Here is a 14,812-nt window from a genome sequence, read left to right on the forward strand (position 1 = left end):
TAAAAGTTCAATGTAGCGTTATGACCGTAAGCTCTGGGCGGCAAAATAAACGAACAGGTAAGATCGTCGTACCCAACCCTCTGTTGGTGTACACAGCCATGCCACCTACCTGATACAGTCCTTGTACATATTTACGTCCGTATTGCGGCACCAGAAGATGACCAATGAAGGGCAAGCGCACTTGTCCGCCATGGCTGTGACCGGACAGTTGGAGATGCACGGGATGCTCTGACGCGATATCAGCAAAATCAGGCTCATGCACCAACAAGATAACGCTGCCCTCCGGCGGGATATTTTCCAACGCCCGTGGAAGATCAGGTACGCCATAGAAAACATCATCGACGCCAGCCATGTATAACTGCTGGCCATCTTTGTGCACGACTACATGCCGATTATCCAACACCTCGAATCCAGACGCGACTAGCCCATCCCGAACTTTTTGTTGTTCACCAGCTCGATAATCGTGGTTGCCCAAAACGGCGAATTTGCCTAATGGGGCCAGGAGCTGGTTGAAAAGTGGGACGGCGGCGAACAGAGGTCGCGTCACTTCATCAATGATATCTCCCGTGAAGCAAATCAAATCCGGCTTTTCGCTCTGGATCATTTCTATAACGGATTGTAAGTCTTTAGGTTCAAAATAATGACCGAGATGGACATCACTGAATTGAATAAGCTTTGTTCCCTTAAAGGCTTCAGGTAATCCCGGTATCGTGATGGACAATCGCACAATCTCAAGAGCTTTTCGCTCCCAGACATGACCGTACACGCCAGTCGCTACACCGAGGCCAATCAATCCACCTACCCATTTCGTGATTTTATGGAGAAATGTTTTCCGTGAAATGGGGGCAAGGTTTGGATCATTCACTGTTTTCCGTTCGCCTCATACCCATTCACGACAACGTCCAATAGTCCGGTAACCGGGTCAATGAGTAAACCGTGGACCTCCACATTTGGTGGGAGGAGCGGGTGGTTTTTAATCGTTTCTACGCTATTTTTCACACTTTCTTCTACACGATCGAATCCGTGCAGCCATTTATGTAAGTTGATCCCTGCATGTTGAAGTGTGGAAAACGTTTGAGCCGAGACTCCTCGCTCCAGCATCTTCTCCATCGTGCGTTTGCTGTCTATCGCACTCATCCCGCAGTCATAATGCCCGACCACCATCACTTCTTCAGCATTCAATTCGTAGATCGCAATAAGTATACTGCGCATGATACTTCCAAAAGGATGGGACACGATTGCCCCGGCGCTTTTTACGTGCTTGATATCCCCATTGCGCATGTTCATGGCTTTCGGTAGGAGTTCAACCAAACGGGTATCCATACAAGAGAGTACGACCAGACGCTTATCAGGAAACTTGGTTGTTTGATACTTTTCATATTCTTGATTCGCCACAAATTCACGGTTATATGCGAGAATTTCATCCAAATTGCGCACTTTCACAGCACCTGCCTCGCTCTTAGTAGTATGTTTATGTGTTGTCTGCTTTCTATTTTACATAGGAGGATCAAAATCTCGCAAGGGACTGTGGCAGTTTCTTATCGAGATTTCATCTGGTCAGGATGTAATGTTGCTCGTCTATACGAAATTTTTTTGGTGAAAAGAGGTGTTCGATCGTCGCGTAAATTGGTTCTCTTTTTGTGAATTTGTCACCCATCCATAGACCATACAGTTCAACCTGCGTCTTGTCGTGATCAAGTAGCTCCTCGCACCACGCACGTAGCTGCATCATTCTGGTCATGCTTTTTTGATAGTCCTCTACATATCTTTGATAATGACGAGGCCTCTCCTCTTCCGGGTACATTCCGAGTTTTACCTTATCAGGATGCTTGGAAATGCTAAATCTGCAAGCGCAACCCTCTTCGGTTGTCACCCACCATCCCTGCCTTTTCGGAAAACGCTTGAAAAAATGAGGGCTATTTTCGCGTGACAGCTTGCCTGACAAAACATAAGGAGAGAGTAGCGGCTTAGGTTCAAATCCTGGTGTTTCTTTTATCATGACGATTAATTCTAGGCACATTGGTTCAATTCCTCCGGATAGAGTAGTTCATGCCTTATTTGCTTTTGCAGGATACATAAAGTAACATCCCCCTCCTTTTTGGAAAAGAGATGTTTTTTACTGATCATATCAGTCTCACGACAATTATACCAAACATTTCCATATCAATCGATCTATCCCTATATATTTCCTAAATTCGGTAAAATCATTAAAAACATAACTAGGAGAGTCGCAGCTTGAAATTAAAACTAGCCTTACTCCTTGCAATAGCACTAATCCTTCCTGCTTGTAGTGAAACGGCAAGCACACCAGAAGTGCCACTGCCTGCCTACGTATTAGCCATTGATCGATTTGATGAGGGGACAGGAATTTGGTATGTTGCCTTATCAACCGAGTCAAACGACAGACAAAGGCATGGAACAAACTGGATTGAGTAGTCCTCAGAAATACTATTTGAATTGAAAAATACTTCCGCAGCAAGTCCCAAAGTAACCAGCTACAGAAATATCCACAGGATCTCATGACGTTCTAAACAAAGCCAGGGTTAACATAACCTGGCTTTACTTCTTTCCACTGCACACGGCTTAGTTTTTCTGCTGCTTTCCAGTAATTTTGCAAAAACTACATCCAAGTGGAGATGATACCCAACGCTAAAACCTGTGTTGCCCATATAACCAATAATTGACCTGCCCTTGTTTCACAGACTATCCTACTCAGGTTAAAACATGGAAAAGTTTATCTATTTGTTCCTTATTTGCGAATGATTCATCAATCGATAAAAAGGATAATAGTGTAATCGCTTTTTTGGCTTTACCTGCCGCAAACATTTTATGATGGCCGTCCAATAAAAAATGACTATAAACCCATACCTCATCAAAATCTTTTAGTGGATATTTTATATCTAAGAAAGAAATGCTCAATGCCGTTGGTGTTTCTTTTACATCCACCCTTTCTATGTACTCATTTATTGATATGGGATTTAATGATTCACTAGATTGTATCGGTACTATATATTCTTCGATTTTCCTCATACTGCTCATGTTCCTTAGCCCAGCCTTATAGTACTCAGTCCCATGTGCCTCTCTTTTAACCCTTGGATACACCTTTAGTAAAGTTACTACGTAATGACCATTGGGAATGAGACAGGATAGATCAGAAATGAAATCCTGGTCCAGTGTATGTATCCCTTGATTTAATTTGTTGGATATTTTTGTTGGGTTTTTCATATCCATTCCTGATACGCCGGCATAAAAAAGACAGGTTTCACAGTCAATACCTGTATTGGCGATCTCTTTTCTTTCAATGGCTAGATACCTTTGACGATAACCAGCGCTCTTATACTCAATAGGCGATGTAGAAGAGCTAATACGAATTTCTTTATAGGATAATAGTTTGCTCATTTTTTATCTCCGATTGAAATCATTCTCAATAAAACCTATGTATTCGGGTATTTAAATTTCGATGGGTCTTCAATATAACTTTCGATAACATACCCGCAATTTGTACAGATACTATGAATGATCGCAGAACTAAGAGGAACAAGCTTCCCTAATGGAAACACTCCCGAATTCCTTGGTTGCCTCCCTTTTCCAATCTCGTTGCATCCACATTTTGGGCATTGCTCTTTTTGATTTTCCATTTTGCACCTCGCTTTTCTATCCATTCTTCTAGTTTTTTATTTCATTATCTTTTAAATGTTTGTTCCACAATACTTTGTCATAATAGTCAACACTAAGACCTTGCGTGTCTAAAGTGAATGGATATAAATGAAAGTGTTCATGACCAAAACTCCTAAGAAACGAACCTGCTCCCGTTCTTGAAAGTGGCTCAAAAAAACCAGAAGCGTATTCAAATACGATTTTGCTCCCTATTAGAAAAAGAGTGTCATAATCTCGCTTCATCAATATCTTATCTTTATTTTCCTTATAATGGAACCTTGAATAATCATCATAATCTAAATCAGAAAATTTTCTTGGATTCACTTCAAAACTTCTAACCCTTCCCTTTTGCTGATGTACTTTCTGTCTTAGATCTTTCCACTGATTCGTATTAAGCTGTAGTGAATGATGAAGGAGAACAAGCTAAATTCTGCAACGATAATTGATTGCCAAAAATCATATATATATCTTTATCATATTCACATGCAAAAATATCCCTTGTATGAAATGTAGGAGTTAGAACAATGTACTTTCGATTGTGGAACCAGATTTTTTTTTGAAAGAATTGAATTTTCAAAACTACCTCCAATAATTTTGCTTTTTCGCATCTTAGGATCTCGAATCCTAGAGTCCTACCAATACAAAAAGACACTAGCACGCAGATGCTAATGTCCTTTTGTATTAAGTAAGGATCGTTTACATGAGTATCTACATCCTAGCTAATCTTCGCTTCAATCCGCAGCTTGTCCGCCACCATGGCAATAAACTCACTGTTAGTCGGCTTCGCCTTGGTGTTGGAAATCGTATAGCCAAACAAACTGGAGATGGAGTCCAAATTACCACGGGACCACGCTACTTCTATCGCATGACGGATCGCACGTTCTACGCGACTAGCGGTTGTATTGAATTTCTTTGCGATGTCGGGATACAGGACTTTGGTAATCGAACCAAGCAGCTCGACATCGTTGTATACCATTGTAATCGCTTCCCGCAAATACAAATAACCTTTGATATGAGCCGGAACTCCAATCTCATGAATAATGCTGGTGATGCTCGCATCCAAATTGCGTCCGCGGATTTGCAAGGTTGCTTGCGGTTTCACGGAAGAAACAAAAGAAGAGGCAGGTTTGGTCGTAATGATTTGTCGGATGCGCTGTGCCAGCACCTCCATATCAAACGGTTTCAAAATGTAGTAAGCTGCTCCCAGTTCTACTGCTTTCTTCGTAATCTCTTCCTGCCCGAAAGCAGTCAACATGATGATTTTAGGTTGGGGACTTAAGCGCATGGCCTGTATTTGCTCCAAAACAGCCAAGCCATCCAGATGTGGCATGATGATATCCAAAATTAATACATCGGGTACACGTTCCTGCAGCAGTCGAACTACCTCATTGCCGTTGTAAGCAACACCTACAACATTCATGTCATACTGGCTACTGATGTACTCTTCTAACAGATTTACAAATTCACGGTTATCATCTGCCAACAACACTTCAATCTTGCTCAAGGTCGTTCCTCCTAACAATGGACGGTCTTTTGGAAAGAAGGTGGCGTTCTAGAGGTTAACAAATCTAAAAGGATTAGTCCTTACCATCTTTTCTCTATAAAAATTATTCGACAAAGCAAATTCCATTCCTGCCAATGACGAAAGATTGAATGATTTAACTGATATTTCGACAAAGAATCCATCCATTTATAATCGATTCGTCAAAGGACTGCAAAAATCGGAAAAGCCGTCTCGCATCGTTCGCGTGACGGCTTTTCATTCAGGCAGCTTTGCTCGTATTTGTACGGGATTCAGCAGTACCGCGCACATTCACGCCAGCATCCTGAAGCATCCATTCAATGAAGCAGCCATATCCCGAAGTAGGATCATTGACAAACACATGGGTGACGGCACCGACGATTTTGCCTTTTTGAATGATGGGACTTCCGCTCATCCCCTGTACGATACCACCCGTCTTTTCCAAAAGGCGTTTGTCCGTGACTTTAATGATCATTCCTTTGGTTGCAGGAAAATGCTGCTTGACCACGTTTGCAATCTCAATATCGAACTCTTCCACCTTCTGGCCTTCCACGACAGTAAGAATCTTGGCTGGCCCTTCTTCTACCTGCTCAGCAAGAGCGATTGGTAACGGCTCTTGATAATAACTGCGTTTGGGCTCGTCTTTCATTTTTCCAAAAATGCCAAAAGGGGTGTTTTTGGTTATATTTCCGAGAACTTCACTTTCATTGTAGAAACGTGCAAATTTCTCCCCTGGGTTGCCACTTTGTCCTTTTTCAATCGATGTGACACTGGCTTGCACGATCTGGCCATCCCCTACAACAATGGCTTGACCAGTATCAACGTCGGAAATGACGTGCCCTAATGCCCCGTACGCTTTGGAATTCGGATCAAAAAAGGTCAATGTCCCTACGCCTGCCGCTGAATCCCGAATATAGAGACCCATACGATATTCACTGTCTTTTTTGTCTTTCGCAGGGTGCAAAGTGAGCGATAGCTTTTCCTTGCCACGAACGACAAGCAATTGAACGGAGTGATCCTTTTTTCCCGTTTCGTTAATCAATTTCTTTACATCGTTCATGTCATTGATGTACATGTCGTTCATTTTGATAATCATGTCACCAACGTGTATTCCTGCCTGTTCACCTGGAGAAAACTTGTTCTTACCATCGTCAACTAAATGATGACCGACAACCAAAACACCCGCTGTTTGCAGCTTCACCCCGATTGATTGTCCACCAGGGTACAACCGCAGATCTGGCAATACATTTACTTTTACAGCAGTCAGCGGAATGTTATGCCACTTCACCTGCAATTGGGCTTCCCCAGCCCTTCGCGGTTCAACGGACATGGGTCTGCTCAAATCAACGGAAACCTCACGCGCCTCTGTCCCGTTAACGTGCAAAATATCAGGATTGCTATTGATTAGCGTGCCCATTACCGGCACAGAGACCCGTAACTGCTCGAGGGACCCTTCCATCAAACGCAATTCACGGGGAAAGGAGGACAGATCGCGGAACGGGGTGGAACTCACGACAAGCGCCGTGATGAGGAGAAGGAGACTTCCCATCCATTTTCTTTTGTTTTGTCGGATCACCAGTAATCACTCCTACCGTTCCCTACCTACACCTACAAAACAAAACGGTCAAGTCCATTTTGTTTGACCGCAAGCGGTCATGAGGGACACCTCCACCTTGTGTACCTTTAATGTTGCCACCAGCCAAGCGGATTATGTCAGGAAAATAACCCACTCTGAACATTAGAAACCACGAAAAAAAGACTGCCAACTTAAATTAGCTGACAGTCTTTCGTTCGCGACCAAGAGTGATCATCTCGCGCGCATGTTCTTCTGTTTTCGCTGTTACCTCTGCCCCGCTTAGCATGCGAGCCAGCTCCGTTACCCGTTCATCATCAGACAAACGATGCACCCGCGTCTCCGTTTCATTCTCGCTCATTTCCTTTTTGATCAGAAAATGCGCGTCTGCCATGGATGCGACCTGCGGCAAGTGCGTAATGCACAGGACTTGGCGCTGTCCAGCGACTCGGGCGAGTTTTTCTGCTATCGCTTGAGCCGCTCTTCCGCTTACACCTGTGTCGACTTCATCAAAAATGAGTGTCTCCACTTGATCTGTGCCCGCCAAAATCGTTTTAATGGCCAGCATGACGCGAGACAGCTCCCCGCCGGATGCAATCTTCGCCAAGGGACGCAATGGCTCACCCGGGTTAGGTGAGATTAAAAACTCGATCTGATCCATTCCGTTCGCATCTACGAAGCGCTTGATTCCGTCGATTTCCACCCCATCATCATCCGGCGTCTGTCTGACATCGATGGCAAAACGAGCACGCTCCATGTGCAGTTCTTTTAGCTGCTGCTCGATCTCTTGTGCGAGTTTTCCTGCACATTCGGAACGAATAACAGACACCTCCAAAGCCTCTACCGCCAAATCGGCTGCAAACTCCTGCAATTGCTTTTCTACCTGCTGGAGGCGATCTTCATAGTGATGCATGTCATCCAATTCATCCTGAATCGTGGCAGCGTACTCCAAAATATCGTCAACACTTTTGCCATACTTGCGTTTTAACGACTGGATTTGATCAAGACGACGTTCTACCTCCGCCAGCTGCTCCGGTTCAAAATCCATTTGGTACGACAATTGACGAAGGTTATGTACCACGTCTTCTATCTGGTAGTATGCCGATTGGACCGTCTCCAAAATCGGCACGAGCTGTTCTTCGTAGTTCACACCACGCTCTAGCTCTCCCATCGCATGTCCTAACCAATCCATGCCCTTCTGGTCACCATGCAATGCGCGGTATGCGTCTTGAATCGTTGAATAAACTTTTTCAATGTTCATCCACTTTTTCCGCTGCTGCATGAGCTTCTCGTCTTCGCCAGGCGTGAGGGTTGCTGCCTCAATTTCATCGAGCTGATATTGCAAGAGATCGATGCGCTGTACCAGCTCCCGATCGTTACGTGCCATACGCTCCAGATCTTGCTTGGTTTTACGGTAAGCAGCATACAGGGTACCGTACTCTTGCTTCGCAGCTCCCAACGCACTTTCCCCATATGCGTCAAGCCAATTGATATGCTTGTCTGACTGCATCAGCATATGTGTGTCGTGTTGTCCATGCACCGTAACCAGCCAAGGCCCTAACTCACGCAGCATAGCGAGGGTCACGAGCTGGCCATTTATTCGAATGATACTCTTCCCTTGATTCGATATATCTCGGCGTACCACGAGCATACCGTCTTGCTCAATCTGGACACCGACATTCTTACAAACGGCAAGTCCAGGGTGACCAGGCGGCAATTCAAACAGTCCTTCCACTTCTGCACGAGGTTCACCGTAACGGACAAAATCAGCCGAGGCCCGGCCTCCTAACAACAGACCTAACGCATCGATAATGATGGATTTACCGGCACCAGTCTCACCTGTCAGGATGTTTAAGCCTTTTTGGAAAGAGACCGTCACTGATTTGATGATGGCAAAATTTCGGATCGAGAGTTCCACTAGCATCGCAAGCGACCACCTTCTACAACATTTCCATTAAGCGTTTCGTCACTTCATTGGTATTTTCTTTGGAACGGCAAATAATCAGGATCGTGTTGTCGCCACTGATTGTCCCCATGATTTCTTCCCATGGAAGGTTGTCAATCAGTTCAGCTACCGCATTCGCATGTCCCGAAAGTGTCTTCAGTACAATAAAATGATCAGCTTGGTCAATGCTAATAAAGGAATCCACAAGCATGCGTTTCAGCTTTTGCAGTGGATTGAATTTTTGTTCAGCAGGCATAGAATACTTATATCGTCCATCAGGGAGCGGCACTTTTACCAAGTGTAATTCCTTGATGTCACGGGATACAGTCGCTTGCGTTACGTTAAAGCCAGCAATCCGCAAGCGGTCCACCAGATCATCCTGTGTTTCCACCTCTTGATTACTGATGATATCCCGAATTCGAATATGTCGTTGCCCTTTGTTCATATGGATTACTCCCATTCCCCTTGTAATTTCGTTCGTATTGCTTCGAAAAAGCCACCTTTTTTCCACTTAATCAGCGGGGTAACACATGGTGACTTTTTAATGTAAATCTGATCGCCACCCTCGAGTCGATAACCAAATTGCCCGTCAATGGACAGGCCCATCTCCTGATGAATGGCATCTACTTCGACCCGGATGGTTTGATTGCCTGACAGGACCATCGGCCGGGCCGTCAAAGAATGAGGAGCCACTGGCGTCAGTAATAGCATGTCCACATTGGGCGCCACTATTGGACCACCTGCAGAGAGTGAGTATGCCGTTGATCCTGTCGGCGTAGAGACAATGACACCATCTCCACTGAACGTTGCGACGTACTCGTCATCCATAAAGACCGCACATTGAATGATCCGGCAAAATGATCCTTTTGCAATCCCAATATCATTCATGGCCGTGTATGTCCCCAGTGTGGTTCCTTTTCGCACCAAACACGCTTCCAGCATCGCTCTCTTTTCAATGTCGTACTTGCCAGAAAGGAGATTGTCTACAGCCTGAGGCAGATGCTCCGGTTCCGCTTCTGACAAAAAGCCTAACGTGCCTAAATTAATCCCAAAGATCGGGATAGAGTGACCGGCGAGCTGGCGAGCAATTCTGAGTAGCGTGCCATCGCCCCCCAATACACAAACTAGATCCGCCTGCGTCCCCATCTCTTCTACAGATGCGCCCAGTTCTGGATGTCCTACATCTGATGCAACATGTTCATCCAGGAATACCTGCGCGCCTCTGTCCTCAAGTAAATACAGCAGTTCCCGTGCAACGATACGTGCTTCGGGCTTGCCTTTGTTCGCTATGATTCCAATTTTCTTCACGTGATCCACCCCAAAACTGGTTGGTTGGAAATCCTTCTTGAACAACCTCATATACAAGTATACAACTTCACGTGCATAAATAAAAAGCCTCGATTGTGACAAAACTCCCGAGGCTTTGGTTTTTCATCCTATTTCAAATTCGCATGAGCAGAAGCAACTACCTCTGTCAGGCATTGCAACCAAGCTTCCGAATCCATGCCGCCCTCACTTTTCTGGACATGCATAACAAATTCAATGTTTCCTTCTCCCCCCGTAATAGGAGAGTAGTCCAAGCCTTTCAGTGCGAAACCCAATCCACTGGCAAATTGTCCAATGTCAGTTAACACGCTCTCGTGTACTTCTGGATCACGTACGATTCCATTCTTGCCGACTCTTTCTTTACCTGCTTCGAATTGAGGCTTGATTAGCGCAACAACATCGCCGCCATCCTTCAGAAAACGGTACAGCACGGGTAAAATCAGTCGCAAAGAAATGAACGATACGTCAATCGATGCCGCATTAGGACGTTCATGTTCAAATGCCTCCGGGTCCATATGACGGAAATTCGTCCGTTCCATGACCACTACCCGTTCATCCTGTCGTAAGCTCCACGCGAGTTGTCCGTACCCGACATCAATAGCGTATACAAGTCGCGCACCATTTTGCAGCGCACAGTCTGTAAAACCGCCAGTGGAGGCCCCGATATCCATCATGACACGATCCTTCATGTCGATCTCAAAGACCCGCAATGCCTTTTCCAGCTTGAGGCCACCCCGACTCACATACGGGTGTACCTCGCCCTTCACCGTAATCGCAACATCCTCGGCAAATTTGGTTCCCGGCTTGTCACAGCGCTCGCCAGCTACTTGCACAAGGCCTGCCATTACGGCTGCTTTTGCTTTTTCTCTGGTTTCATAATGGCCTCTTTCGACCAAGAGAACATCTACCCGTTCTTTCCTTACACTCATGCTTCCACTACGCCCTTCGAAATTGGCATCAAGGCTCGGACACGCGCAGCAATATTATCAGCTGTGAGCCCTACCTCTTGCCGCTGTTCTTTTACACTTCCATGCTCGACATAATAATCAGGTACCGCAACAACCTGTACATTCATTCCATGATAGCCTGCGCGATTGTAGCATTCAATGACAGCGCTGCCGAATCCGCCCATTTCACAGCCCTCTTCGACAGTAATGATCTCATAGCCTTCCTTCGCCAGTCGGAACAAAAGCTCTTCGTCCAAAGGCTTGCAAAAACGTGCATTGACAAGCATTGGCTTGATTCCTTCTTCTTGAAGCTGATTGACAGCCGCCTCAGCAATTTCAAATACGTGACCAAACGAGAGGATCGCCACGTTTTTGCCTTCGCGTACAATCTCTGCTTTTCCGATTGGAAGTACCTTTAAGTCGTCATCCATTTTGACGCCACGAACCGGCAAACGCGGATAACGATAAGAGATCGGACCCTCTTTATATTCAACTGCTGTCTTCATCATGTGACGCAGTTCGTTTTCATCCTTCGGTGCCATGATGACCATATTCGGAATGATGCGCATGAATGCCACGTCATACATCCCCTGGTGCGTCTCCCCGTCTGCTCCGACGAGCCCAGCACGGTCAACGGCGAAAATCACATTGAGCTTTTGGCGCGCGACATCGTGGATCAACTGATCATAGGCTCTTTGCAAGAAAGTCGAATAAATCGCAAAGACCGGCTTCAAGCCTTGTGTTGCTAATCCTGCCGCAAATGTACATGCGTGCTGCTCTGCAATCCCGACATCAAACAGTCTGTCCGGGTACTTCTGTCCAAATGGGATCAAGCCTGAACCTGCTGGCATCGCAGGGGTAACAGCCACGATCGACTTGTCTTCATCTGCGAGCTTCATCATCGTATCCGCAAAAACGGATGTATACGTTGGTGCAGATTTTGGTGTATCACCTGATTCGATTTTATACGTACCGATACCGTGCCACTTGACCGAATCGGCTTCTGCCGGCGCATAGCCTAGTCCTTTTTTCGTAATGGCATGGATCAGTACAGGGCCTTTTGTATGCTTGGCTGTCTTCATTGTATCCAGCAACAGTTCCATGTTATGTCCGTCAATAGGACCAATATACGTAAAGCCGAGCTCCTCGAACAGCACGCCAGATACGAGCAAGTACTTCATGCTGTCCTTGAAGCGTTCAGCCATGTTGGCCAATTTGCCCCCTACAGCCGGAATGGATTTCAACAATCCTTCGACTTCATCCTTCGCCCATTGATAGTTCTCCGTCGAGCGAATTTTACCCAAGTAGTTGTGCAAGGCCCCAACGTTTGGCGCAATGGACATCTCGTTATCATTTAACACAACGATGACATTCTTACGCTCATGACCGATGTGGTTCAAGGCCTCCAGAGCCATACCGCCTGTCAGCGCACCGTCACCGATCACAGCAATGACATGGTTCTTTTCTTTTTTCAAATCCCGCGCTGTCGCCATTCCCATTGCAGCAGACAACGACGTGCTGCTATGCCCGGTTTCCCAGACGTCATGCGGGCTTTCCACCATTTTCGGAAAACCACAAAGCCCTTTGTACTGACGCAAGGTCGGAAACATCTCCCGGCGCCCGGTCAGCATTTTATGTACGTATGCTTGATGACCGACATCCCAAATCAGCTTGTCCTTGGGACTGTCAAAAACATAGTGCAGCGCTAGCGTCAGCTCGACGACTCCCAGATTCGGCGCTAGATGACCGCCCGTTTTCGAGAGTGTTTCGATTAGAAACTGTCGGATCTCCGATGCCAATGTATGTAGCTGCGGTTGCGTGCACTTTTTCAAGTCTTGAGGATCATTTATAGTAGTAAGCAGCATTGGTATTCCTCACTTTCCACTGTTCGTTCTCCGGCGATTGTGCATGCTGCATATCAATCAAGCCCATAGAAAACCCGGCTTCCCTTTATTTGCAAGAGCCTTATTGCGCTTATTTTCAGCTTGATTCATTATAACGGTTTCTTAATAAAAACACCACTTTTGATCAACATACACGAATATGAGGTTAAGTTTTGCAATTTCTGGTAAGATGGTGATGAATACATAATCCGAATAAAAGAGGTGGACCTCCGTGAAGTTCTCGCAAATTCAGTATGAGCGCATGGATATGGAAAAAGTAGACGGACAATTCTCGCAATTGTTGAAAGCGTTTCAAAATGCCGAAAGCTTATCTGAGCAAGATATCATCATGGCTCAATTGAACAAACTGCGCCAAGAAGTGGAATCTACGCGTAACGTCGCACAAATCCGCCATACGATCAATACAGAGGATTCCTTTTACAAAACGGAGCAGGACTTTTGGGATGAAGCAACTCCTTTGTATACCGGAATCGTTTCCCGTTATTATCAGGCGATCGTCGATTCTCCCTTCCGCGCTGAATTGGAAGCAAAATGGGGAGCACAGCTGTTTCGTATCGCAGAGAGCACACTCCGCACATTTTCTCCGGAAGTTATCACTGATTTACAGGAAGAAAACCGTTTGTCCAGTCAATATGTCGCACGAAAAGCTACTGCCAAAATCATGTTTGAAGGAGAAGAGCGAAACCTTTCAGAGATAATACCTTTTACCGTTTCGAAGGATAGAGACGTACGCAAGCGTGCGAATGAAGCGAAGTACGATTTTATGCAGCAACATACGGACGAATTTGATCGCATTTACGATCAGCTTGTCAAAGTACGCACACGCATCGCAAAAAAACTAGGCTTCAAGAGTTTTGTGGAGCTAGGATATGCACGGATGAACCGCACCGATTACAATGCCGAAATGGTAGCCAGCTTCCGCCAACAAGTACTTGAGCATATCGTTCCAGTTTCGTCAAAGCTGGTTGAGCGTCAGCGCCAGCGCATTGGTGTTGATACACTAGAGTATTACGATCTTTCCTTTGATTTTGCTACGGGGAATGCAAGCCCAAAAGGTTCGCCGGAATGGATTGTAGAAAACGGGAAACAGATGTATGCCGAGCTGTCACCTGAAACGGACGAATTTTACAACTTCATGCTGGACAATGACTGTTTAGATCTATTGAGCAAAAAAGGCAAGGCTACAGGCGGCTACTGTGAATACCTCAGCCAATACAGGCTCCCATTTATTTTCGCCAATTTTAACGGTACCTCTGATGATATCGACGTACTTACGCACGAGGCAGGACATGCGTTTCAGGTGTATGTAAGCCGAGACTTTGAAGTTCCTGAATATCATTTCCCGACCGCTGAGGCTTGTGAAATTCATTCGATGAGCATGGAGTTTTTGACGTGGCCGTGGATGGAGCGTTTTTTCAAGGAAGATACAGACAAATACAAATTCACTCATTTGAGTGGAGGCCTGCAATTCATTCCGTACGGCGTGTCTGTTGATGAATTCCAGCATGTTGTCTACGAGAATCCAGATATGACCCCGGCAGAACGCAAACGCGCTTGGCGTGAAATTGAACGCAAGTACCTCCCGCATCGCAATTACGCACAGAATGAGTATCTTGAGGAGGGCGGATTCTGGCAGCAGCAATCGCATATTTTTCAAAGTCCCTTCTATTACATCGACTACACACTTGCCCAGATTTGCGCGTTCCAATTTTGGAAACGGGCTCAATCTGAGCCGAAGCAGGCTTGGGAGGATTATTTGACGCTTTGCCAAGAGGGAGGTAGCAAATCGTTTCTCGAGCTGGTACAAGTAGCGAAGCTCTATTCTCCATTTGAGGAAGACAGCATACCATCTGTGATTAGTGAGATCGAGCAATTTTTAAATAGCATTGATGATAAAAGCTTGTAATAGGTAGGAACGCAAAAAAGCTGGCATTTCCC

General features: G+C 45.6%; 14 protein-coding genes. 2 read left to right on the top strand and 12 right to left on the bottom strand.

Translation table 11 applies throughout. The features are described 5' to 3' along the window. Positions 1-7: 7 nt before the first annotated feature. The 3 genes from C7R93_RS04270 to C7R93_RS04280 form a co-directional block, all read right to left on the bottom strand. Positions 8-865 carry a metallophosphoesterase gene (locus tag C7R93_RS04270; protein WP_106837620.1) on the bottom strand — a complete coding sequence of 286 codons (858 nt, stop codon included), beginning with the start codon at positions 863-865 and terminating at the stop codon, positions 8-10. After that, the gene (locus tag C7R93_RS04275; RefSeq protein ID WP_167402432.1) at positions 862-1,437 is read right to left on the bottom strand and encodes a beta-class carbonic anhydrase; all 576 of its coding nucleotides are present in this window, start codon (positions 1,435-1,437) and stop codon (positions 862-864) included. Before C7R93_RS04275 ends, C7R93_RS04270 begins: the two co-directional genes overlap by 4 nt. 112 nt (positions 1,438-1,549) lie before the next feature. After that, entirely contained in the window at positions 1,550-2,020 is a 471-nt protein-coding gene (locus C7R93_RS04280; protein WP_106837622.1) for a hypothetical protein, read from the bottom strand. Positions 2,021-2,235: 215 nt separating this feature from the next. Here C7R93_RS04280 and C7R93_RS04285 point away from each other — a divergent pair, with 215 nt between their 5' ends. Continuing rightward, positions 2,236-2,436 carry a hypothetical protein gene (locus C7R93_RS04285; RefSeq protein ID WP_106837623.1) on the top strand — a complete coding sequence of 67 codons (201 nt, stop codon included), beginning with the start codon at positions 2,236-2,238 and terminating at the stop codon, positions 2,434-2,436. A 276-nt stretch (positions 2,437-2,712) separates the two neighbouring features. Here C7R93_RS04285 and C7R93_RS04290 read toward each other — a convergent pair whose 3' ends face one another. The 9 genes from C7R93_RS04290 to dxs all read right to left on the bottom strand — a co-directional run bounded on the left by C7R93_RS04290 (position 2,713) and on the right by dxs (position 12,835). Beyond that, positions 2,713-3,399 carry a hypothetical protein gene (locus C7R93_RS04290; RefSeq protein WP_106837624.1) on the bottom strand — a complete coding sequence of 229 codons (687 nt, stop codon included), beginning with the start codon at positions 3,397-3,399 and terminating at the stop codon, positions 2,713-2,715. 267 nt (positions 3,400-3,666) lie between these two features. Next, positions 3,667-3,981 (bottom strand): hypothetical protein, encoded by a 315-nt coding sequence (locus C7R93_RS30565; RefSeq protein WP_244191437.1) that lies wholly within the window; start codon positions 3,979-3,981, stop codon positions 3,667-3,669. Positions 3,982-4,372: 391 nt separating this feature from the next. Further along, positions 4,373-5,161: a sporulation transcription factor Spo0A gene (gene spo0A, locus C7R93_RS04305; RefSeq protein ID WP_007720793.1), complete on the bottom strand. Its 789-nt coding sequence runs from the start codon at positions 5,159-5,161 to the stop codon at positions 4,373-4,375. 259 nt (positions 5,162-5,420) lie between these two features. After that, entirely contained in the window at positions 5,421-6,755 is a 1,335-nt protein-coding gene (gene spoIVB / locus C7R93_RS04310; protein WP_106837626.1) for a SpoIVB peptidase, read from the bottom strand. 196 nt (positions 6,756-6,951) lie between these two features. Beyond that, positions 6,952-8,676, bottom strand: a complete 1,725-nt coding sequence (gene recN, locus C7R93_RS04315; protein WP_106837627.1) for a DNA repair protein RecN — start codon at positions 8,674-8,676, stop codon at positions 6,952-6,954. Between the two features lie 16 nt (positions 8,677-8,692). Continuing rightward, positions 8,693-9,142: a transcriptional regulator AhrC/ArgR gene (ahrC, locus tag C7R93_RS04320; protein ID WP_017248017.1), complete on the bottom strand. Its 450-nt coding sequence runs from the start codon at positions 9,140-9,142 to the stop codon at positions 8,693-8,695. A 5-nt stretch (positions 9,143-9,147) separates the two neighbouring features. Continuing rightward, the gene (locus C7R93_RS04325; RefSeq protein ID WP_106837628.1) at positions 9,148-10,005 is read right to left on the bottom strand and encodes an NAD(+)/NADH kinase; all 858 of its coding nucleotides are present in this window, start codon (positions 10,003-10,005) and stop codon (positions 9,148-9,150) included. 128 nt (positions 10,006-10,133) lie between these two features. Continuing rightward, positions 10,134-10,952, bottom strand: coding sequence for a TlyA family RNA methyltransferase (locus tag C7R93_RS04330; protein ID WP_106837629.1), 819 nt, complete (start codon positions 10,950-10,952; stop codon positions 10,134-10,136). Continuing rightward, a complete protein-coding gene (dxs, locus tag C7R93_RS04335; protein ID WP_106837630.1) occupies positions 10,949-12,835 on the bottom strand; it encodes a 1-deoxy-D-xylulose-5-phosphate synthase in 1,887 nt (628 codons plus the stop codon). Before dxs ends, C7R93_RS04330 begins: the two co-directional genes overlap by 4 nt. A 250-nt stretch (positions 12,836-13,085) precedes the next feature. Between dxs and C7R93_RS04340 the strand changes: the two genes are divergently transcribed. Further along, entirely contained in the window at positions 13,086-14,780 is a 1,695-nt protein-coding gene (locus C7R93_RS04340; protein WP_106837631.1) for a M3 family oligoendopeptidase, read from the top strand. The last annotated feature ends 32 nt before the right edge of the window (positions 14,781-14,812 follow it).

Source organism: Brevibacillus fortis, from assembly GCF_003013395.1.
GTDB classification, from domain to species: domain Bacteria; phylum Bacillota; class Bacilli; order Brevibacillales; family Brevibacillaceae; genus Brevibacillus; species Brevibacillus fortis.